The sequence below is a fragment of the Intestinirhabdus alba genome, assembly GCF_009711095.1.
Classification (GTDB): Bacteria; Pseudomonadota; Gammaproteobacteria; order Enterobacterales; family Enterobacteriaceae; genus Intestinirhabdus; species Intestinirhabdus alba.
The window spans coordinates 35974-57260 of record NZ_WMJZ01000015.1 but is presented as its reverse complement, the minus strand read 5'-3'; the positions used below and the strand labels follow the sequence as shown (position 1 = coordinate 57260).

Sequence of the window (21287 nt, the reverse complement as noted above, 5' to 3'; positions counted from 1 at the left end):
GATAAAGGAACTTATATGACCATACAGCAATGGTTGTTCTCATTCAGAGGGCGTATTGGACGTCGGGATTTCTGGATCTGGGCCGCTCTCTGGTTTGCCGGAATGCTGCTTCTGTTCTCCCTGGCGAACGGCCGCCTGCTCGATATTCAGACCGCGGCCTTCTGCCTGGTATGTCTGCTCTGGCCGACGGCGGCGGTGATAGTGAAACGTCTGCACGATCGCGGGCGCTCCGGGCTGTGGGCGCTGCTGGCGATCGCGGCGTGGATGCTGCTGGCCGGAAACTGGGCCATGTTGCCGGAGGTGTGGCAATGGGCCGTAGGGCGTTTTATCCCAACGCTGCTTCTGGTGATGATGCTGATCGATCTGGGGGCGTTTTCTGGCACTTCGGGGGCGAATAAGTTCGGGCAGGAGACCCGGAAAGTAAAGTACAAAGCGGGCAATATCCAGACATAGCCCCGCGGATGGCGAGATATTCGCCTGTTCAGCCGGCTCTGAACCGCCTGCTGTAGGGCGGTTCAGGGGCGCAGGCAAAATAAACGGTTACCAGTAGTGCTCGGCGGTAATGTGGCCCGGCCGACGGCGCAGATGTTTAGTCATCTGCCGACGCTCTTTCAGCAGCTCCTGGGTGTCGCGCACCATCTGCGGGTTGCCGCACAGCATCACGTGGCTGGTCTCTTTGTCCATCGGCAGCCCTACGGCGCGCTCCAGCTCGCCGCTGTCAATCAGCGCGGGCACGCGCCCGGTCAGCGTGCCTGGGGCCGTTTCCCGGCTGACCACCGCCTGAATGCGCAGCTTGCCGGCGTAGCGCTGCTGCAGCGCCTGCATCAGCGGCAGATAGCTCAGATCGGCGGCATAGCGGGCGGCATGCACCAGCACGATGTTGTTAAAACGCTCCAGGTCCTGGCCCTGCTGCAGAATCGACAGATACGGGCCGATGGCGGTGCCGGTTGCCAGCATCCACAGCGTATCGCAGTCCGGCACTTCATTCAGCACAAAGAAACCGGCCGCTTCGCTGACGACCTGGATCTCGTCGCCCGACTTCAGCGCGGCGAGGCGCGGGCTGAGCTTGCCGTCCGGAACGGTGACCAGATAAAACTCCAGCTCAGGGCTATCGGGCGCATTGACGTAAGAGTAGGCGCGCTGGACGCGCTCGCCGTCGATCTCAAGGCCAAGCTTGGCAAACTGACCTGCGGTAAAAGGCTGAACGGGGGCGTGGACGGTCAGACTAAACAGGGCATCGGTCCAGTTCTGTACCTTTGTGACTTTACCTGTTACCCAATCTGCCATGGTCTTCTCCTGTTCTGATTCAACTCGTCGTTATTCAGACTGCGGAGGCGGCGCGATAAGTCGCAGGAACAAACCTGAACGGCCGAAGGCTGCCTCCGGCGGGGAAGGTGTGCTCCGTATCTGCGCGCGGGGGGCCGATACGTCAGCGTTCCTGCAGTCTGAATGATTCAGAATAACGGGTCTTATCTTCGTTCGTTGAACAGCAGATTTCCAGCCCCGCATGGCCGGAAGGCTCAATAGAACAAATCAGTTACAGAATATGCGCCTGTACGTCCGGATCTTTGCGATCGAGATAGTGAATCGAGCGGATGCGGCGAAGCGTGCGGGATTTACCGCGGATCAGCAGCGTTTCGGTGGTAGCGATATTACCTTTGCGGCCGATGCCGTCCAGCAAATCCCCCTTGGTGATCCCGGTCGCGGAGAAAATGACGTTGTCGCTGCGCGCCATCTCGTCGAGGCGCAGCACTTTGCCAGCTTCGATACCCATCGTCTTACAGCGCGCCAGCTCCTGCTCACCGATACGGCGGTTCTCTTCGCTGTCGCCCTTAACGTGGTGACGCGCCAGCAGCCGGCCCTGCATATCGCCATCCAGCGCGCGGATTGCGGCGGCGGAAACCACCCCCTCCGGGGCACCGCCGATGCCGTAGAGTACGTCCACTTCGCTGTCCGGCATACAGGTCAGGATTGACGCCGCCACGTCGCCGTCGGGAATGGCGAACACGCGAACGCCCAGCTGCTGCATCCGGGCAATGGTCTCATCGTGGCGGGGCTTGGCGAGAATGGTGACGGTCAGCTCGTTCAGCGGCTTGTCGAGCGCGCTGGCCACGTTGCGCAGGTTATCGTCCAGCGGCAGGCTGAGGTCGATAGCGCCTTTGGCTCCGGGGCCGACGATCAGCTTTTCCATATACATATCCGGCGCGTTGAGGAAGCAGCCCTTATCGCCTACCGCCAGCACCGCCAGCGCATTGGCCTGGCCCATCGCCGTCATGCGGGTGCCTTCAATGGGATCGACGGCGATGTCTACCGCGTCACCCTGGCCGGTACCGACGCGCTCGCCGATATAGAGCATTGGCGCTTCGTCAATCTCGCCTTCGCCGATCACGATGGTGCCGTCAATATCGACCTGGTTGAGCATAATGCGCATAGCGTTGACCGCCGCGCCGTCGGCGGTGTTTTTGTCGCCGCGACCCAGCCATTTATAGCCGGCCAGCGCTGCCGCTTCGGTCACGCGGGAAAATTCGATGGCAAGTTCTCGTCTCATAGCAAATCCGTAGCAGAAAAGGATGGCGCGGAGTGTAACACAGGGGTGGGGCGGGGTTATTGATGTGCGTGCCGGGTTGTGCATCCCGTAGCGACTGTAATTCAGGTCGTTTTTTACCGTGTCGGGACGGGTGAGAGACCTCCCTGTCTCTCACCGCAGGCCAGCCGAGGAAAGATTACTCTTCGTGTTCTTCCCAGGCCATGGCGCGTTTGACCGCCTTCTTCCAGCCGCTGTAGCGGTAGTTGCGCTCGGTGGTTTCAATACCCGGGCGGAACTCCCGCTCAATCACCGCTTTCTCCTGCAGTTCGTCCAGGTTCTGCCAGTAGCCTACCGCCAGTCCCGCCAGGTAGGCGGCACCCAGCGCGGTTACTTCGCGGACTTCCGGGCGCTCAACGCGCGTGCCGAGAATATCGGACTGGAACTGCATCAGGAAGTTGTTGGCAACCGCGCCGCCGTCCACGCGCAGGGCGTGCAGGCGGATGCCTGAATCGGCCTGCATCGCCTCCAGCACGTCGCGCGTCTGGAACGCGATGGACTCCAGCGTGGCGCGGATGATGTGGTTGGCGTTCACCCCGCGCGTCAGGCCAAAAATCGCACCGCGGGCGTACGGGTCCCAGTACGGCGCACCGAGTCCGGTAAACGCCGGTACCAGGTACACGCCGTTGGTGTCTTTCACCTTGGTAGCGAAATATTCGGAGTCGAAGGCATCGCTAATCAGCTTCATCTCATCGCGCAGCCACTGAATGGACGCGCCCGCCATAAACACCGCCCCTTCCAGCGCATAGTTCACCTCGCCGGTTGGCCCGCAGGCGATGGTGGTCAGCAGGCCGTGCTCGGATTTCACCGCCTTCTCGCCGGTATTCATCAGCATAAAGCAGCCGGTGCCGTAGGTGTTTTTCGCCATCCCTTCCTTCACGCACAGCTGGCCGAACAGCGCCGCCTGCTGGTCGCCGGCGATCCCGGCGATAGGGATCCGCGTGCCGCCTTTGCCACCGATATTGGTCTGACCATACACTTCCGAGGAGCGGCGGACTTCCGGCAGCATGGCGCGCGGAATATCCAGTACCTCCAGCATTTTATCGTCCCAGTCCAGGGTATGGATGTTGAACAGCATGGTGCGTGAGGCGTTGGTGTAATCCGTGACGTGCACGCGCCCCTGGGTCATTTTCCAGATAAGCCAGGTGTCTACGGTGCCGAACAGCAGTTCGCCGCGGCGGGCGCGCTCGCGGGAGCCTTCCACATGGTCGAGGATCCACTTCACCTTGGTGCCGGAGAAGTACGGGTCAATCACCAGGCCGGTATTGCTGCGGATGTAGTCTTCCATGCCGTCGCGCTTCAGGCGCTCGCAGATGTCGGCGGTGCGGCGGCACTGCCAGACAATGGCGTTATAGATAGGTTTACCGGTTTCCCGCTCCCAGACGATGGTGGTTTCACGCTGGTTGGTGATGCCGATGGCCGCAATCTGATCGGAACTGATATCCGCCTTCGCCAGCACTTCCACCAGCGTGGAGCTTTGCGTGGCCCAGATTTCCATCGGGTCGTGCTCCACCCAGCCAGCTTTCGGGTAGATCTGCTCAAATTCGCGCTGCGATACGCTAACGATATTGGCATCGTGATCCATCACGACGGCACGGGAGCTGGTGGTGCCCTGGTCGAGCGCAACGATATATTTTTTTTCAGTCATAAGGAGTTGTCCCTGGTCAAGTTACAGCGAAGCTTTTTGTTGTTGTGGGGCGTCGGCGGCGCGCTGCTCTTTCTCTACGCAGACGTCGCACGGCAAATGGCGGCCAATCAGTTTGCGATAGGCGAACGCGCCCAGAATTGCGCCAACGACGGGGCCAAACAGCGGCACCAGAAAATAAGGGATCTCTTTGCCGCCGGTGAAAGCAACGTTGCCCCATCCCGCGAGCCAGGCGAACGCTTTCGGGCCGATATCGCGCGCCGGGTTCATGGCGAACCCGGTAAGCGGCCCCATAGAGGCACCGATTATCGCGATCAGCAGGCCGATCAGCAGCGGAGCCAGAGGGCCGCGCGGTACGCCGTTGCCGTCGTCGGTCAGCGCCAGGATAAGCCCCATCAGAATCGCGGTGATCGTCATTTCAACCGCGAAGGCCTGGACAAAATTAATATGTGGGTTGGGATAAGTTGAGAAAATGCCCGCCAGATCAACGCTCTCTATGCTACCGCGAACGATATGGTGCGTCTGCTCAAAATCGGCGAAAAGGTTGTAATAAAGCCCATAAACTAATGCCGCGGCGCAAAAGGCTCCGGCAAATTGTGAAAGGATAAAAGGAACCACTTTGCGCCTGTCGAAACAGGCGAACAGCCAGAGCGCAATAGTGACGGCAGGGTTCAGGTGTGCCCCGGAAACGCCGGCGGTCAGGTAGATAGCCATCGCTACCCCCAGCCCCCAGATAATGCTGATTTCCCATTGACCGAAAGATGCCCCTGCGACCTTAAGCGCGGCGACACAGCCAACGCCGAAGAAAATCAACAGCCCCGTGCCGAGGAATTCCGCGATGCACTGGCCTTTTAAGGTTGAAGTTTGACTCATAAACCGGACCCTGAAGAGAGTAATATTTATTGTAAGCGAGGAGGGCAATGCCCACGCAGCGCCCGTAGAAGCGCTGTTAATTTATCGTTAACGAACAAAAACGAGAAATATCGAAATTAAATTATGTGTACTGCGTCAATAAAATGAGCGTTATCGCGCTATAGCGCGTGATTTAAAATTAGTCAACCGTGTGAGCTGAATCAATTCATTAACTTATTCGTTAACACTTTAGAGGTAGAAGGTGAAACGATCGGAGAGGGCCTGAAAAAGTGTTGCAAACCGCAATCTACGCGGGATGCCGCTGGACAGGGAGAGCGCGGCTCCATACAATCGGAGCCAGGTCGAGTGCGCTTGTTTTTATAAAGGCGTCGCCGGTTATCGGGACGAAGATGAACGTGGATATCCATCAACGCCTTGCAATTCAGGAGAGGTATGACAATGTCATTAGAAGTGTTTGAAAAACTGGAAGCAAAAGTACAGCAGGCGATTGATACCATTACGCTGCTGCAGATGGAAATTGAAGAACTGAAAGAGAAAAATAATTCGCTGGCGCAGGACGTGCAGTCAGCACAGCACCAGCGCGAAGAGCTGGAACGCGAGAACCATCACCTGAGAGAGCAGCAGAACGGCTGGCAGGAGCGGCTGCAGGCTCTGCTGGGGCGCATGGAAGAGGTCTAATTCCTCGTCATCTTTCACGCCATGGCGGCGTTGGCTGCACTCAGCTACCCCGGTCACATAGTTATCTATGCTCCCGGGGATACCTTCGCCTGCCGCCTTGCCCTGACGCGAAATCTTTAGAGGATGCCTCGTCATCTTTCACGCCTTAGGCGGCGTTGGCGGCAACCAGGCTGACCCGATCATATAGTTATCTATGCACCCGGGGATACCTTCGCCTGCCGCCTTGCCCTGACGCGAAATCTTTAGAGGATGCCTCGCCATCTTTCACGCCATAGTTCAATAGGGTGAATGAGGCCGGATATCCGTATTTCGGTGTGACCGGGCAAAGCACCTGGCGTCAGTGCCTTGCATAAAAATGGAGAAGATGACGCGCGTGGGCTGCGGCCGCTGAAAAAAGAGAACCCCGTGTAAAACACGGGGCTCGTCATCAATAGCAGGCACCTTAGGGTGCCTTTTTCGATCACTCGATATCGAGCGGGTCTTCAGAAAGGATGATGCCAGTGTTGTCGGCGTAGAGATGGTCGCCGGAGAAGAAGGTCACACCGCCAAAGTTGACGCGCACGTCGCTCTCGCCGATGCCTTCACCCGCAGCGCCAGCCGGAATGGCGGCGATGGCCTGAATGCCAATATCCAGTTCTTCCAGCTCATCTACCTGGCGCACCGCGCCGTAGATGACCAGCCCTTCCCATTCATTCTGCGCCGCCAGCCGCGCCAGCTCGGCGTCAACCAGCGCCCGACGGACGGAACCCCCGCCGTCGACCAACAGAATATGCCCACGGCCGTTTTGTTCGAGCAGATCGTACAGCAACCCGTTGTCCTCGAAACATTTTACCGTGATGATCTGTCCGCCAAACGAAGACCGTCCGCCAAAGTTGGAGAACAGCGGTTCCACGACGTTGACATCTTCCTGATAGATGTCACAAAGCTCGGAAGTATCGTATTTCATAGGCTTAACGTTTAGTTGCTGCGAGAATTTTTAGTATATCTCGCTAAGCCTGCTGTTGGCAAAATCATCAATTGTTAATTGATATTTATCAGTTAACGGGCCACTGGCTCAGGAAAATCCCAATAACAAACAGCAGGTTAGTCAGAAGGGCCGCTTTTACCGTACGCTCCAGCATCGGGCGCATTGCTTCCGGTGCCTGCTCGCGCAGCACATATCGCGCCTGTTTAACCAGCAGCGGTGCCGCCAGAATAAACAGCCAGCCCCACGGGCTTTGCAGAGAGAAAAGGTTAAACAGCGCCAGGCAAAGCAGGGTTCCCATCAGCAGGCAGGCGTGGTAACGACGCGCGTTTACCGCTCCCAGCCGCACCACGAGCGTGTTTTTACCGTTTTGCCGATCGCTGTCGATATCACGCAGATTATTGATATTAAGCACGGCGGTCGCCAGCAGGCCGCAGGCGGTAGCCGGCAGGATCAGCGCCGGGATCAGGGTATGCGCCTGCAGATACCAGCTGCCCATTACGCTGAGCCAGCCGAAGAAGACCAGCACCGACACGTCGCCGAGGCCAATATAGCCGTACGGGCGGTTGCCAACGGTATAGGTTATCGCCGCGACGATGGACAGGCCACCCAGGATCAGAAAGCCGATAAAATCGGCCAGCGTGCGGCACGCTACCGCCACCAGGGCCAGGCCTGAGAGACAGATCAGCACCACGGTGACAATCAGCGCATGCTTCATCTGCCGCTGGCTGATTGCCCCTTTCTGCATACCGCGCAGCGGGCCGATGCGGTCAGGTTTGTCGCTACCCTTGACGGCATCGCCGTAGTCGTTGGCGAGATTCGACAGGATTTGCAGCAGCCCGGCGGTAATCAGCGCCAGCAGGGCCACCAGCGGATCGAAGTATCCCTGCCACCAGGCCAGCGCCGTACCGACGACGATCGCCGCAAAGGCGAGCGGTAGGGTTTTAGGTCGTAAACTTTCCAGCCAGGCCTGGAAGCGGCTAATGTGTTGTTCAGTCATAAAGAGCGCCAATAAAAAATGGGGCTTATCAGCCCCATCAACAGTGATGAAAATGCATTGGACGCGATTATAAGATAAAACGGCTCAGATCTTCATCTGCCACCAGCGCATCCAGATGCTTACTTACATATTCTGCATCAATTGTGATGCTCTGGCCGTTTAAATCGCTCGCATCATAGGAAATATCTTCCATCAGGCGCTCAAGAACGGTGTGCAGACGGCGGGCACCGATGTTCTCGGTGGTTTCGTTAACCTGCCATGCCGCTTCGGCAATACGCTTAATGCCGGACTCGGTGAAGTCGATATTGACGCCTTCGGTCGCCATCAGCGCCTTGTACTGTACGGTAACGGAGGCGTTTGGCTCGGTCAGGATACGCTCGAAATCGCCGGTGGTCAGCGCCTGCAGCTCCACGCGAATCGGCAGGCGGCCCTGCAGCTCCGGGATCAGGTCGGACGGTTTGGCAATCTGGAACGCGCCGGATGCGATAAACAGAATATGATCGGTTTTTACCATCCCGTGCTTGGTGGAGACGGTGCAGCCCTCCACCAGCGGCAGCAGGTCGCGCTGGACCCCCTCACGGGAGACGTCCGGGCCGGAAGATTCACCGCGTTTACAGATCTTATCGATTTCGTCGATAAACACGATCCCGTGCTGCTCAACGGCGTCGATAGCCTCCTGCTTCAGCTCTTCCGGATTCACCAGCTTGGCCGCTTCTTCTTCAATCAGCAGCTTCATCGCGTCTTTGATTTTCAGCTTACGCGGCTTCTGCTTTTGTCCGCCCAGGTTCTGGAACATCGACTGCAGCTGGCTGGTCATCTCTTCCATACCCGGAGGTGCCATAATTTCAACGCCCATCGGCGCGGCGGCGAGGTCGATCTCAATCTCTTTATCGTCGAGCTGGCCTTCACGCAGCTTTTTACGAAACGCCTGGCGTGCCGCGGATGGCTCCTGCTGCTGCTCCGGCTGGCCCCAGTTATTTTTGGCCGGCGGGATCAGCACGTCGAGGATACGCTCCTCCGCCAGCTCCTCTGCGCGGTAGCGATTTTTTTCAATGGCCTGAACGCGGACCATTTTTACCGCAGCGTCGGTCAGATCGCGGATAATAGAATCCACTTCCTTACCCACATAGCCCACTTCGGTGAATTTAGTCGCTTCAACCTTAATAAACGGCGCGTTAGCCAGCCTGGCCAGGCGGCGGGCGATTTCTGTTTTACCGACGCCGGTCGGGCCGATCATCAGGATGTTTTTTGGGGTAACTTCATGGCGCAGCTCCTCGTCGAGCTGCATACGACGCCAGCGGTTACGCAGGGCAATCGCCACGGAGCGCTTGGCGTTATCCTGGCCGATAATGTGCTTATTCAGTTCGCTGACGATTTCGCGTGGAGTCATTTCAGACATGGGAGATCCTTACGCTTTGGCGGTCAATTCTTCAATGGTGTGGAAGTGGTTGGTGTAGATACAGATGTCGCCTGCAATATCCAACGCTTTCTCGGCAATCTCGCGCGCGCCCAGCTCAGTGTTTTCTAACAGCGCGCGGGCCGCCGCCTGGGCGTAAGGCCCGCCGGAGCCAATGGCGATCAGGTCGTTCTCTGGCTGAACAACGTCGCCGTTCCCGGTGATGATCAGAGAGGCGGTTTCATCGGCAACCGCCAGCAGCGCTTCGAGCTTGCGCAGCATACGATCGGTACGCCAGTCCTTCGCCAGCTCAACGGCGGCTTTGACCAGGTGACCCTGATGCATTTCCAGCTTGCGCTCAAACAGCTCGAACAGCGTGAATGCATCCGCGGTGCCGCCCGCAAAGCCCGCTATGACTTTGTCGTTGTACAGACGGCGGACTTTCTTCACGTTGCCTTTCATTACGGTATTGCCCAGCGTGGCCTGGCCATCGCCGGCGATGACCACATGACCGTTACGGCGTACGCTTACTATTGTTGTCACGAGCAGACCCCTTGGTTACAAATGCGGAGTACAGGCCGCGCCCCGCGTGCGTGGCCTGATACAGGTTAATCTTCAGGCTGCGTCCGGTAACTGGCCGATCGCATCGCGGCTGGCGAGCTTGCCGCGCTCGCGCGGGCCTGAATAAGTTTGAGTATATACATGTCAGCCTTCAGCTTGCCTCTGCGTTACTCGTCTCCTCCATAAGACTGACCGCCGCCGCGCGGCGACCCTTATGTACGCCCCTGGGGATGGAAGAGGGACAACCTTACCCCTCACCGGAGACAGCCTGCGGCCGGGCAAATTCGTTCCTGACGAACTTGTCACTCTCTTGTCGCCTTAAGGCAACTCGAATGATTTTGTCTATAGATGGGGGGGATTTCGGGGGTTTCAACCCCCGCTGGCGAGTCGAATACAGTTGGTGTGGCCCGCCAGCTTCAGGCGGTTAAGGGTACTGTCGGCATTTTCTTTGCCTTTCAGCGGGCCGATGACCACGCGATTCCAGCCGTTGTTGAGGGTAATTTTAGAATCAAATCCCTCAAAGGCCAGCTGCGCCCGCACGGTTTCCGCCTGCTCGGCACCTTTAAACGAACCGCACTGCACCATCCAGCGGCGTTCGTCTTTTTTGGCGGCCTGCTTCGGCGCTTCGGCGGCGCGGACAACCGGGGCAGCCGGCGGGGTCGCCGTCGTATGCGCTGGCGTTTGCTGCAGATCCTGCCAGGGCTGCTGAGCGGTAGTCTGCTTTGGCGGCGGGGTCTGGCGCGGCGGGGGCGTAACGGCTGGCACCGCACGCGCCTGCTGTTGAACCGGCGGCGCTGTGTTCCTCTGCTGCTGAGCCTGCCGCTGCTGGGCCTGGCGCTGGAGCGTCTGCTGGCGCTGCTCCGGCGTCTGCTCGTTCCACGGCACTTCGTTAAGCTGCGTCGGCGGCTGGCGCATATCCGCCTGCATCTGCTCCAGCAGCTGTCGCTGTTCGTTAGTCAACTGGCTGGAGTTCAACACTTCGCCGCCGGCGGAGGGTTCGGTTGGCCTGCGTACGCCCGGCTGGCGGTTTTCCAGCTCTTTAATATAGTTCCAGCGATCTTCCGGCTTCGGCGGCAGCGTGTTCTTGTTCACCTTCTGGCCCGGCTGCGTTGCGGACGTCTCTTTCTTATGATGCGTAATGAAGTACAGGCCACCGATAAAGGCCACCACAACGGCGGCTGCAATAGCGACCATTGCGGGCGATACCGCAGGCATGTTGCGTTGCTTTTTCCGTGAAGTGTTCTTTTTGCGCCGCGACGCTGCCGGCTGGCCGCGGCGTACATAATCTCGTTGTGCCACTGTCGTTTCGCTATCGTTATTCGTTGTTCGTCAGCCCGCCATGTTACTTAAGCGGCGGGCCTTTGACCAGACGCGGGAGTATGAAAGCACGTTACTTTAGGATGTATTCGGTTACTGCGTGCGACGGCAGCGCCAGGCCCCCGGAGCGTTCTAGGCTGTGTCCCGCAGGGCTGGGGCCATTCAGCTCCGCTGCCGCGTTACTCGCCGTGCCCCGGACCTGAATGACCGCCAGCGACGCTCACGAACGGTTACGGGACACAGCCTAATTCTGGGGCAGGGCGCGGGTGGACCCCCGGACGATCAGCTCGCACTCCATCAGGCGCGAACCGCCGGTAACGTTTTGCCCCCGCATCTGATCGAGCAGCAGCAGCATCGCCTCGCGGCCGATTTCAAAGCGCGGCTGGGCGACGGTGGTTAACGGCGGGTCGCAGAATTCCGCCAGCGCGATGTTGTCGAAGCCGACGATAGAGAGATCGTCGGGCACCTTCAGCCCCTGACGTTTAGCACAGGAGAGCGCGCCGAGGGCCATGACGTCGCTGTGGCAGAAGATCGCGGTAGGCGGCTGCGGCAGCTCAAGCAGCTGCATCAGCGCGTTGCCGCCCGCCTCGAAGGTGAAATCGCCCCTGGCGATGTAGTGGGGATCGACCGAAAATCCGCTGCGGCGCAGCGCCTGTACATAGCCCTGCAGACGATAATGGCACAGCGGCATCTCTTCCGGCCCCGCGATACAGCCGATGCGCCTGTGGCCCAGTTCAAGCAGGTAGTTCATCGCGTTAAAGGCGGCGGTCAGGTTGTCGATATGGACGGTCGGCAGCTGCAGGCCGGGCGCGAACTCATTGGACATCACCATCGGCGGCAGGTTGCGCTGCTCCTCTACGCTGGCGTCAAACGGCAGCCGCGAGCTGAGCAGCACCATACCGTCGATCTGCCTGGCGATAATTAAGTTAATAAAGGTTTTCTCCTGCTGGTTCTGGTGCGCACAGTCGCCGATCAGCACCAGATAGCCGTGCTTCGCGGCGGTGACCTCAATGCCGCGAATAATCTCGCTAAAGAACGGATCGCAGATATCCGGAACAATCACCAGGATGGTGCTGGTCTCATTGCGCTTCACATTGCGCCCCAGCGGCTGCGGCAGGTAGCCGACCTCCAGCGCCGCCTGTTCCACCCGGCTGCGGGTGGAGTGAGAGACTTTATCCGGGTTCATTAGCGCGCGGGATACGGTTGCCGTTGAGACCTTTGCTTTCAGGGCAACATCTTTCATGGTAGCGGCGGCAGCCTGCTTCTTTGGTTTCACTCTTTCTCCTTGGCTGGGACGTCCGGCGCAGCACATTCCCTGTTGAACTCACGTCGAAAACATTTTTATCAGATAGTGTATGGGCGCAGTTACAGAATTTTCATAAAAAGTGTGATGAACATTAAATTTTACGATCCGCCTCGCAGCGCGGGTCGCTAGCCTTCAATCGGGTCGACGTCCAGCGCCCATTTTACTTTGCGCGCCTCGGGCAGGGTATCAATCAGCGCCAGCGCGCCGCTAATGATGTGCTGCAGGCGCACGCGCGACGGATGCTGCAGCAGAATTTGCCAGCGGTAGCGGCCGCCGCGTTTGGGTGCCAGCGCGGGCACCGGCCCCAGCAGCCACAGCCTGTCGTCGGCCAGTGGGCTGGCCTGGATCAGGTTGCGCAGCTGCTGCAAAAACAGCGGAGCCTGCTGGCTGTTGTGATCTTCCGCACGCACGATGGCGTGGCTGCTCCACGGCGGCAGCTGCAGCGTTTGCCGCTCGGCCAGCGCCTGTTCGGCAAAGGCGTCGTAGCCTTTATAGAGCAGCGTCTGCAGCAGCGGGTGTTCCGGATGGTGCGTCTGCAGGACCACCTCGCCCTGTTTTCCCGCGCGTCCGGCGCGCCCGGAAACCTGGGTATAGAGCTGGGCAAAGCGCTCCGCCGAGCGGAAGTCCGCCGAGAACAGCGCGCCATCGACGTCCAGCAGCGCCACCAGGGTGACGTCCGGGAAGTGGTGCCCCTTCGCCAGCATCTGCGTGCCGATCAGCACCCGCGCGCCGCCGCGATGTACCTCCGCCAGGTGCTGTTCGAGCGCCCCCTTGCGGCTGGTGGTGTCGCGATCGATGCGGGAGATCGGGACGCCGGGAAAGAGGGGAGCCAGGGCCTGTTCCAGTTGTTCGGTGCCCAGCCCGACCGGCACCGTATGTGTAGAGCCGCAGGAGGGGCACTGGCGCGGCACCGGGCGCTGGCTGTCGCAGTGGTGACAGCGCAGATGATGCTGCGCCTGGTGCAGCGTGTAGTAGCTGTCGCAGCGCGGACACTCCGCAATCCAGCCGCAGTCGTGGCACAGCAGCGCCGGTGCGAAACCACGGCGGTTAAGAAAGAGAATTACCTGGTTATCCGCCTGCAGATGCTGCCGTATCCGGGTGATGAGCGCCGGGGCCAGTCCGGCTTGCACCTTCTGCCCCTTGAGATCCAGCACGTGCTGAACGGCGGGGCGCGCGTTGCCGGCGCGGCGCGTCAGCCGCAGCAGGCGATACTTTTTTTGCCGCACATTGTGCAGCGTCTCCAGCGCCGGGGTGGCTGAGCCGAGCACGATGGGGATCTGCTCGCTGTGGGCGCGCCAGACCGCCAGGTCGCGGGCGTGATAGCGCCAGCCCTCCTGCTGTTTATAGGAGCTGTCGTGCTCCTCGTCGATAATAATGACGCCAAGGTTTTTAAACGGCGTGAACAGCGAGGAGCGTGTGCCGATGACGATCGCCGCCTCGCCGTTTTTCGCCTTCAGCCACGCCGAAAGGCGTTCGCTGTCGTTCAGGCCGGAGTGCAGCACCTCAACCGGGGCGTTAAAGCGCTCGCGAAAGCGGGCGATAGTCTGCGGCGTCAGGCCAATTTCCGGAACCATGACCAGCGCCTGCCTGCCCTGGGCGAGGACGTTCTCCAGAACGCTCAGGTAGACCTCCGTTTTGCCGGAGCCGGTAACGCCCGCCAGCAGCCAGGCGGAAAAGCTGTCCAGGGCGCTGTGGATAGCGCCAACGGCGGTAGCCTGTTCGGTGTTCAGGCGCAGCCGCTCGCCGGTGACGGCGTAGCCGTCGCGCCAGTCGCCGAAGCCGGGCGTTTCGCTCGCCAGCTCGCAGAGGGCCTTTTTGCGCAGCGCCTGCAGGGCGGCATCGTTAAATTCAAGGCTGGCCACCTGGTCGCGCCAGATCCGGCCCTGCCGCAGGGCGGCCAGCGCCTGCTGCTGCCTGGGCGAGCGCTTCAGGGCGTTGAGATCGATAGCCTGACCCTCTTCGGTGGCGAACCAGTACCACATCGGCGCATTGCTGGCGGGCTTGCCCTGGCGCAGCAGAACCGGCAGGGCGTGAAACAGCACGTCGCCGAGGGGATGGTGGTAGTAATCCGCCGCCCACAGCAGCAGCTGCCAGACGGCGCGAGGGAAGACTGGCTCGTCGTCCAGCACCCCGGCGACGGCCTTCAGCTCTGCGACCGGCAGTTCGCTTTGCTCGCTGACCGCGACGACGATCCCGACCCGTTCCTGCTGCTTGCCGAACGGCACCCGCACCCGGCACCCGGCCCCGGCCTTCATGCCGTCCGGCAGAAGATAGTCGAAGGTGCGGGGAAGCGGAACGGGTAAGGCAACGCGCGCGACGGGCATGAAATCATCCTGACTTGAAATTCGGTGGGATAGTATACACATTGTGAGTCAGGGCGCGCGGATCAGTTTGCATATGCTGGCTAATTTCTGTATGATTCGCCGCCTTTGATGCAAATTGCTTGCGTCGAAAACCGACCATTACCCGAGAATTTCGCGCCGCCGGGCGGTGTGGAAGGTGACGGGGAATAATTAACTTCGCGTGGTGTCCGGCGTTAGGGCTGGAAGGGCGACGCGGCCTTAAACTGAGGTTCCCCCATGAAAAAAGATATTCATCCGAAATACGAAGAAATTACTGCGACCTGCTCCTGCGGTAATGTCATGAAAATCCGCTCCACCGCAGGTCACGATCTGAACCTCGACGTGTGCGGTAAATGCCACCCGTTCTATACCGGCAAACAGCGTGATGTTGCTACCGGTGGTCGTGTTGACCGCTTCAACAAGCGTTTCAGCATCCCGGGCAGCAAATAAGTTTTGGCTGTCAGAAAAAAGCGCCTCAGGGCGCTTTTTTTGTGCCTGCGGCACGCTGTTCGTCGGGAGGCGCTTACCAGGAAATGAGCGGCCACGCTTTGGCGACGGTTTCCAACTGCGGGGCGTCAAAGAGCGCCTGCGGGGAAACGACCGTTTCGTTCAGCGGAATATTGTTGCCGTAGCGCTCCCGAAGTTTGGCCTGCACCGCCGGCTGGCTGAGATCGAACTCTTTAAGCCGCTGTAACTTTCCCACCCGCATTTTCAGGGCCTTCAGATAGACCTTCCACACCACTTCAGAGCAGTACTGTCGATCGTCGGTCCAGGAAAACGCCAGATCGTAAGGCTTGCCCAGGTAGGGCTTTGCTGCCTGCGCCAGCTTCTTTTGCTGCTCCGCCGACAGGCCGCCGCTGACGCGCCTGACGATATACCGGCTCTTTTCACCGCGGGCGATCCACTTCTGTAGCGGGGTGTAAACCACCGGGCCAACGGCCTCAAAGACGTAGGGATGCTTATCGCGCACAACCACCATACCGACGTGGCTGTAGCGGGAATGGGTTGCCAGCTGAATAGCTTTACTTTGGGAGGAGCGGGACATCTGGAAGATGATGTCGCCCGTTTGCGGCTCCCATGCAAAGGCGGGTGCCGAAAAAAACAAAATAAAAATCAAAAAACTGCGCTTCATGGTGCTGTAACTTCCCTGTTACCCGACGGTAAAAAGCGGGCAGCCAACCTGCGCCGCCTGCTTTTATTAGTATTCCCAGGTTTCCGGGTCGATACCCAGTTCGCGCATGATCTCTTTCGCCGCCTCCGGAATTTCGTCGCTGCGCTCCTTGCGCAGATCGGCGTCGTTCGGCAGCGGCTGCCCGGTAAAGGCGTGCAGGAATGCTTCGCACAGCAGCTCGCTGTTGGTGGCGTGACGCAGGTTGTTCACCTGACGACGGGTGCGTTCATCGGTGAGGATTTTTAGCACCTTCAGAGGAATGGAAACCGTAATTTTTTTTACCTGCTCACTCTTCTTACCGTGCTCAGCGTATGGACTGATATATTCGCCGCTCCATTCAGCCATAAGATACCTTTAATCCTCTCGTCGTTAGTTAAAAGCCAGAATCATCGTGCTGGCCGTATTTGCGCATAGTTTATCGTACAGGCGATACCGTGACACGGACTTAGCGTCTGCAGAAGGCGTTAAAGCATATAATTTTAACGGCTATTGCCCGTTTGCTCAATCTATACGCAAAGAAGTTTAGATGTCCAGATGTATTGACGTCTATTGGCTCAGTGATTACTCTGATGCCTGACTTTTCACCGACTCAGCACAGGGACTTCCTTATATGACACGTAAACAGGCCACCATCGCAGTGCGTAGCGGGTTAAATAACGATGAACAGTACGGCTGCGTTGTTCCGCCGATTCATCTTTCCAGCACCTATAACTTCACCGGTTTTAATGAACCGCGCGCCCACGACTATTCGCGACGCGGTAATCCTACGCGCGACGTGGCGCAGCGTGCGCTGGCGGAGCTGGAAGGCGGGGCGGGGGCGGTGCTGACCAGCTCCGGCATGTCGGCGATTCACCTGGTGACCATCGTGTTCCTCAGGCCCGGCGATCTGCTGGTGGCCCCGCACGACTGCTACGGCGGCAGCTATCGCCTGTTTGACAGCATGGCGAAGCGCGGCTGCTATCGCGTGCTGTTTGTCGATCAGGGCAATGAGCAGGCCCTGCGGGCGGCGCTGGCGGAAAAACCGAAGCTGGTGCTAGTGGAAAGTCCCAGCAATCCGTTGTTACGGGTGGTAGATATTGCGAAAATCTGTCGGCTGGCAGCGGAGGCGGGGGCGGTGAGCGTGGTTGACAATACTTTTTTAAGCCCGGCACTGCAAAATCCGCTGGCGCTGGGTGCCGATCTGGTGTTGCATTCATGCACGAAATATCTGAACGGCCACTCTGACGTGGTGGCCGGCGTGGTGATTGCCAGCGAGCCGGATACGGCCACCGAGCTGGCCTGGTGGGCAAACAACATCGGCGTGACCGGCGGGGCCTTTGACAGCTATTTGCTGCTGCGCGGCCTGCGCACCCTGGCACCGCGCATGGCGGCGGCGCAGCGTAACGCCCAGGCGATCGTCGGCTATCTGCAAACCCAGCCGCTGGTGAAAAGGCTTTATCATCCGTCGCTGCCGGACAATCCGGGGCATGAGATCGCCGCCCGCCAGCAGAGAGGCTTTGGCGCAATGTTGAGTTTCGAACTGGATGGCGATGAGCAGACGCTACGCCGTTTCCTCGGCGCGCTGTCGCTGTTTACGCTGGCGGAGTCGCTGGGCGGCGTTGAAAGCCTGATCTCCCACGCCGCAACGATGACCCACGCGGGCATGGCACCGGAAGCCCGCGCCGCCGCCGGAATTTCGGATACGCTGCTGCGTATTTCTGCCGGTATCGAAGATGGTGAAGATTTAATTGCCGACCTGGAAAATGGCTTCCGGGCTGCAAACAAGGGGTAAACATGAGTGTGAGTGTGCAGGCAGGGGCGAAGGGTCGTCAGCTGCATAAATTTGGCGGTAGCAGTCTGGCAGATGTGAAGTGCTATCTGCGCGTTGCGGGCATTATGGCGGAGTATTCCCAGCCTGACGATATGATGGTGGTTTCCGCCGCCGGCAGCAGCACTAACCAGTTGATTAACTGGCTGAAACTAAGCCAGACCGATCGCCTCTCTGCGCATCAGGTACAACAGGCCCTGCGCCGCTATCAGTGCGATCTGATAAGCGGCCTGCTTCCTGCCGACGTTGCGGACGGCTTAATCAGCGCGTTTATCAGCGATCTGGAACGTCTTGCCGGGCTGCTGGATAGCGGCGTGAACGAGGCCGTCTATGCGGAGGTGGTGGGCCACGGTGAAATCTGGTCGGCGCGCCTGATGTCGGCGGTGCTTAATCAGCAGGGGCTGGTCTCCGCATGGCTGGACGCGCGCGAATTTTTACGCGCCGAGCGGGCGGCCCAGCCGCAGGTGGACGAGGAGCTATCCCGGCCGCTGCTGCAGCCGCTGTTGGCACAGCATTCGGGTAAGCGGCTGGTGGTAACCGGTTTTATCAGCCGCAACCATCTGGGGGAGACCGTGCTGTTGGGGCGTAACGGCTCCGACTACTCCGCCACGCAAATTGGCGCGCTGGCGGGAGTTGCCCGGGTGACCATCTGGAGCGACGTGGCCGGGGTCTACAGCGCCGATCCGCGTAAGGTGAAGGATGCCTGCCTGCTGCCGCTGCTGCGCCTTGACGAGGCCAGCGAGCTGGCGCGGCTGGCGGCACCGGTGCTGCATACCCGCACGCTGCAGCCCGTCTCCGCCAGCAATATCGATCTACAGCTGCGCTGTAGCTACACGCCCGATAAAGGCTCCACGCGCATTGAGCGCGTGCTGGCCTCCGGCACGGGGGCGCGCATTGTCACCAGCCATGACGACATCTGCCTGATTGAGTTCCGGGTGCCGAACGACCAGGATTTCAGGCTGGTGCATAAGGATATTGAGCAGGTGCTGAAGCGGGCGCAGGTGCGTCCGCTGGCGACGGGCGTGCATCACGATCGCCAGCTGCTGCAGTTTTGCTACACCTCCGAAGTTGCCGACAGCGCGCTGAAGATCCTCGACGAGGCCGGTTTGCCGGGCGAGCTGCGCCTGCGGCAGGGGCTGGCGCTGGTGGCGATGGTGGGGGCGGGCGTCACCCGCAACCCGCTGCACTGCCACCGCTTCTGGCAGCAGCTGAAAGGCCAGCCGGTGGAGTTTACCTGGCAGTCCGAGGAGGGCATCAGCCTGGTAGCCGTGTTGCGCAGCGGCCCGACGGAGAGCCTGATTCAGGGGCTGCACCAGTCCCTTTTTCGCGCCGAAAAGCGTATCGGGCTGGTGCTGTTCGGCAAAGGCAATATCGGCTCCCGCTGGCTGGAGCTGTTCGCCCGCGAGCAGAGCATCCTGTCGGCGCGAACCGGCTTTGAGTTTGTGCTGGCCGGGGTGGTGGACAGCCGCCGCAGCCTGCTGAACTATAACGGCCTGAACGCCAGCCGCGCGCTGGCCTTCTTTAACGATGAGTCCGTTGAGCAGGATGAAGAGTCGCTGTTCCTGTGGATGCGCGCCCACCCCTATGACGATCTGGTGGTGCTGGACGTGACCGCCAGCCAGCAGCTGGCCGACCAGTATCTCGATTTTGCCAGCCATGGTTTCCATGTGATCAGCGCTAATAAGCTGGCGGGAGCCAGCGCCAGCGATAAATATCGGCAGATCCATGACGCCTTTGAGAAAACCGGGCGGCGCTGGCTGTATAACGCCACCGTCGGCGCGGGGCTGCCGATCAACCACACGGTGCGCGATCTGATCGACAGCGGCGATACTATTCTGTCAATCAGCGGGATCTTTTCCGGCACCCTGTCATGGCTGTTCCTGCAGTTTGACGGCACCGTTCCGTTCACCGAACTGGTGGATCAGGCGTGGCAGCAGGGGCTGACCGAGCCGGACCCGCGGGTCGATCTCTCCGGCAAGGACGTGATGCGCAAGCTGGTGATCCTGGCGCGCGAGGCGGGGTACGACATTGAGCCAGGCCAGGTGCGGGTAGAGTCGCTGGTGCCCGCCCACTGTGAGGAAGGCTCTGTCGATCGCTTCTTTGAAAATGGCGAAACGCTGAACGAGCAGATGGCCCAGCGGCTGGAGGCCGCCCGGGAGATGGGGCTGGTGCTGCGCTATGTGGCGCGCTTCGACGCCAACGGCAAGGCGCGCGTCGGCGTCGAGGCGGTGCGCCCGGAGCATCCGCTGGCGGCGCTATTGCCGTGCGATAACGTCTTCGCTATCGAAAGCCGCTGGTATCGTGACAACCCGCTGGTGATCCGCGGGCCGGGAGCGGGCCGGGATGTGACCGCCGGGGCGATCCAGTCGGATATCAATCGCCTCGCGCAGCTGCTGTAGCGCGGACGCGGCGGTCTGCCGCCGCCCGGTTGCGGAACGCCGGTTCGTGAAGAGTGCTGCTACGGCGCGGCTGGCGCGCCGGCGAGGACGCTTTTCCGGCAGCGTCCTCCCTCCTGCTGAATGAAATATTTTCATCTTCCCTGCATATTCTTCAACTTCAGCGGCGATTTTTCTGTTGACGCCAGGGGACTTTTCCGTCATTTTTTTACATCTGGACGTCTAAACGGATAGATGTTCATATCGGGACAAATAATAACCAGTGATTGATGAGGTAAGGTATGAGCTTTTTTCACGCCAACCAGCGGGATGCCCTGAATCAGAGCCTGGCGGAAGTCCAGGGTCAGATTAACGTTTCATTTGAATTTTTCCCGCCGCGTACCGGTGAAATGGCGCAGACCCTGTGGAACTCAATCGATCGACTGAGCAGCCTGAAGCCGAAGTTTGTCTCCGTGACCTACGGTGCCAATTCGGGGGAGCGCGACCGCACCCACAGCATTATCAAAGGCATCAAGGATCGTACCGGTCTGGAGGCCGCGCCGCACCTGACCTGTATTGACGCCACCCGCGACGAGCTGCGCGTTATCGCCCGCGACTACTGGAATAACGGTATTCGCCATATCGTTGCCCTGCGCGGAGATCTACCGCCGGACAGCGGCAGGCCGGAGATGTATGCCGCCGACCTGGTCAGCCTGCTCAAAGAGGTGGCCGACTTCGATATTTCGGTGGCCGCCTACCCGGAGGTGCATCCGGAGGCCAAAAGCGCCCAGGCCGATCTGCTTAACCTGAAGCGCAAGGTTGACGCGGGCGCGGGTCGGGCGATCACCCAGTTCTTTTTTGACGTGGAAAGCTACCTGCGCTTTCGCGACCGCTGCGTTTCGGCGGGGATCGACGTGGAGATTATTCCGGGCATTCTGCCGGTTTCTAACTTTAAGCAGGCGAAGAAGTTCGCCGATATGACCAACGTGCGCATCCCGACGTGGATGTCGACGATGTTTGAAGGGCTGGACGACGATGCGGAAACCCGCAAGCTGGTCGGTGCCAATATCGCTATGGATATGGTGAAAATTCTCAGCCGTGAAGGGGTGAAGGACTTCCACTTCTACACCCTCAACCGCGCCGAGCTGAGCTACGCCATCTGCCACACCCTGGGCGTGCGCCCGATCTGACTCTCTCCGGCGGCGGCGGTGTCGTCGCCGCGCTTTTTTACGCGGAATGTGCGCTGACATCATCAACTTTCTGAACGC

General features: G+C 59.7%; 19 protein-coding genes. 6 read left to right on the top strand and 13 right to left on the bottom strand.

The annotated features are described in order from the left end of the window. The first annotated feature begins 15 nt into the window (after positions 1-15). Positions 16-453, top strand: a complete 438-nt coding sequence (locus tag GJV78_RS12065; RefSeq protein ID WP_155108589.1) for a DUF805 domain-containing protein — start codon at positions 16-18, stop codon at positions 451-453. Positions 454-540: 87 nt separating this feature from the next. Here the strand turns inward: GJV78_RS12065 and fpr are convergent, their stop codons facing one another. From fpr to GJV78_RS12045, 4 genes are all read right to left on the bottom strand, one after another. After that, positions 541-1287, bottom strand: coding sequence for a ferredoxin--NADP(+) reductase (gene fpr, locus GJV78_RS12060; RefSeq protein ID WP_155108588.1), 747 nt, complete (start codon positions 1285-1287; stop codon positions 541-543). 250 nt (positions 1288-1537) lie between these two features. Further along, entirely contained in the window at positions 1538-2548 is a 1011-nt protein-coding gene (gene glpX / locus GJV78_RS12055; RefSeq protein ID WP_155108587.1) for a class II fructose-bisphosphatase, read from the bottom strand. A 175-nt stretch (positions 2549-2723) separates the two neighbouring features. After that, a complete protein-coding gene (glpK, locus tag GJV78_RS12050; RefSeq protein WP_155108586.1) occupies positions 2724-4232 on the bottom strand; it encodes a glycerol kinase GlpK in 1509 nt (502 codons plus the stop codon). A 21-nt stretch (positions 4233-4253) separates the two neighbouring features. Continuing rightward, a complete protein-coding gene (locus GJV78_RS12045; protein WP_155108585.1) occupies positions 4254-5102 on the bottom strand; it encodes an MIP/aquaporin family protein in 849 nt (282 codons plus the stop codon). A gap of 432 nt (positions 5103-5534) precedes the next feature. Between GJV78_RS12045 and zapB the strand changes: the two genes are divergently transcribed. Then, positions 5535-5780 (top strand): septal ring assembly protein ZapB, encoded by a 246-nt coding sequence (gene zapB, locus GJV78_RS12040; RefSeq protein ID WP_155108584.1) that lies wholly within the window; start codon positions 5535-5537, stop codon positions 5778-5780. Positions 5781-6240: 460 nt separating this feature from the next. Here zapB and rraA read toward each other — a convergent pair whose 3' ends face one another. The 7 genes from rraA to priA all read right to left on the bottom strand — a co-directional run bounded on the left by rraA (position 6241) and on the right by priA (position 14648). Further along, a complete protein-coding gene (gene rraA, locus GJV78_RS12035; RefSeq protein ID WP_155108583.1) occupies positions 6241-6726 on the bottom strand; it encodes a ribonuclease E activity regulator RraA in 486 nt (161 codons plus the stop codon). Positions 6727-6814: 88 nt separating this feature from the next. After that, a complete protein-coding gene (menA, locus tag GJV78_RS12030; RefSeq protein WP_155108582.1) occupies positions 6815-7744 on the bottom strand; it encodes a 1,4-dihydroxy-2-naphthoate polyprenyltransferase in 930 nt (309 codons plus the stop codon). Positions 7745-7811: 67 nt separating this feature from the next. Further along, entirely contained in the window at positions 7812-9143 is a 1332-nt protein-coding gene (gene hslU / locus GJV78_RS12025; RefSeq protein WP_155108581.1) for an HslU--HslV peptidase ATPase subunit, read from the bottom strand. Between the two features lie 9 nt (positions 9144-9152). Beyond that, positions 9153-9683, bottom strand: coding sequence for an ATP-dependent protease subunit HslV (hslV, locus tag GJV78_RS12020; RefSeq protein ID WP_000208240.1), 531 nt, complete (start codon positions 9681-9683; stop codon positions 9153-9155). Between the two features lie 387 nt (positions 9684-10070). Continuing rightward, positions 10071-11000, bottom strand: a complete 930-nt coding sequence (gene ftsN / locus GJV78_RS12015) for a cell division protein FtsN (protein ID WP_167519529.1) — start codon at positions 10998-11000, stop codon at positions 10071-10073. Positions 11001-11262: 262 nt separating this feature from the next. After that, positions 11263-12294 (bottom strand): DNA-binding transcriptional regulator CytR, encoded by a 1032-nt coding sequence (cytR, locus tag GJV78_RS12010; RefSeq protein ID WP_167519528.1) that lies wholly within the window; start codon positions 12292-12294, stop codon positions 11263-11265. A 155-nt stretch (positions 12295-12449) separates the two neighbouring features. Continuing rightward, complete coding sequence (priA, locus tag GJV78_RS12005) at positions 12450-14648, bottom strand: primosomal protein N' (protein ID WP_155108579.1); 2199 nt, start codon at positions 14646-14648, stop codon at positions 12450-12452. A 255-nt stretch (positions 14649-14903) separates the two neighbouring features. Between priA and rpmE the strand changes: the two genes are divergently transcribed. Next, positions 14904-15116: a 50S ribosomal protein L31 gene (rpmE, locus tag GJV78_RS12000; RefSeq protein WP_155108578.1), complete on the top strand. Its 213-nt coding sequence runs from the start codon at positions 14904-14906 to the stop codon at positions 15114-15116. A 73-nt stretch (positions 15117-15189) separates the two neighbouring features. On the opposite strand, the gene GJV78_RS11995 is transcribed toward rpmE, so the two are convergent. Together GJV78_RS11995 and metJ are read right to left on the bottom strand one after the other, a co-directional pair. Further along, positions 15190-15798, bottom strand: coding sequence for a YiiX family permuted papain-like enzyme (locus GJV78_RS11995; protein ID WP_155108577.1), 609 nt, complete (start codon positions 15796-15798; stop codon positions 15190-15192). 66 nt (positions 15799-15864) lie between these two features. Next, the gene (metJ, locus tag GJV78_RS11990) at positions 15865-16182 is read right to left on the bottom strand and encodes a met regulon transcriptional regulator MetJ (RefSeq protein ID WP_042325599.1); all 318 of its coding nucleotides are present in this window, start codon (positions 16180-16182) and stop codon (positions 15865-15867) included. Positions 16183-16447: 265 nt separating this feature from the next. On the opposite strand from metJ, the gene metB reads away from it, so the two are divergent. The 3 genes from metB (at position 16448) to metF (ending at position 21209) form a co-directional block, all read left to right on the top strand. Beyond that, the gene (gene metB / locus GJV78_RS11985) at positions 16448-17608 is read left to right on the top strand and encodes a cystathionine gamma-synthase (protein ID WP_155108576.1); all 1161 of its coding nucleotides are present in this window, start codon (positions 16448-16450) and stop codon (positions 17606-17608) included. Positions 17609-17610: 2 nt separating this feature from the next. After that, the gene (locus GJV78_RS11980) at positions 17611-20043 is read left to right on the top strand and encodes a bifunctional aspartate kinase/homoserine dehydrogenase II (protein WP_155108575.1); all 2433 of its coding nucleotides are present in this window, start codon (positions 17611-17613) and stop codon (positions 20041-20043) included. A 278-nt stretch (positions 20044-20321) separates the two neighbouring features. Further along, entirely contained in the window at positions 20322-21209 is an 888-nt protein-coding gene (gene metF, locus GJV78_RS11975; RefSeq protein WP_155108574.1) for a methylenetetrahydrofolate reductase, read from the top strand. The last annotated feature ends 78 nt before the right edge of the window (positions 21210-21287 follow it).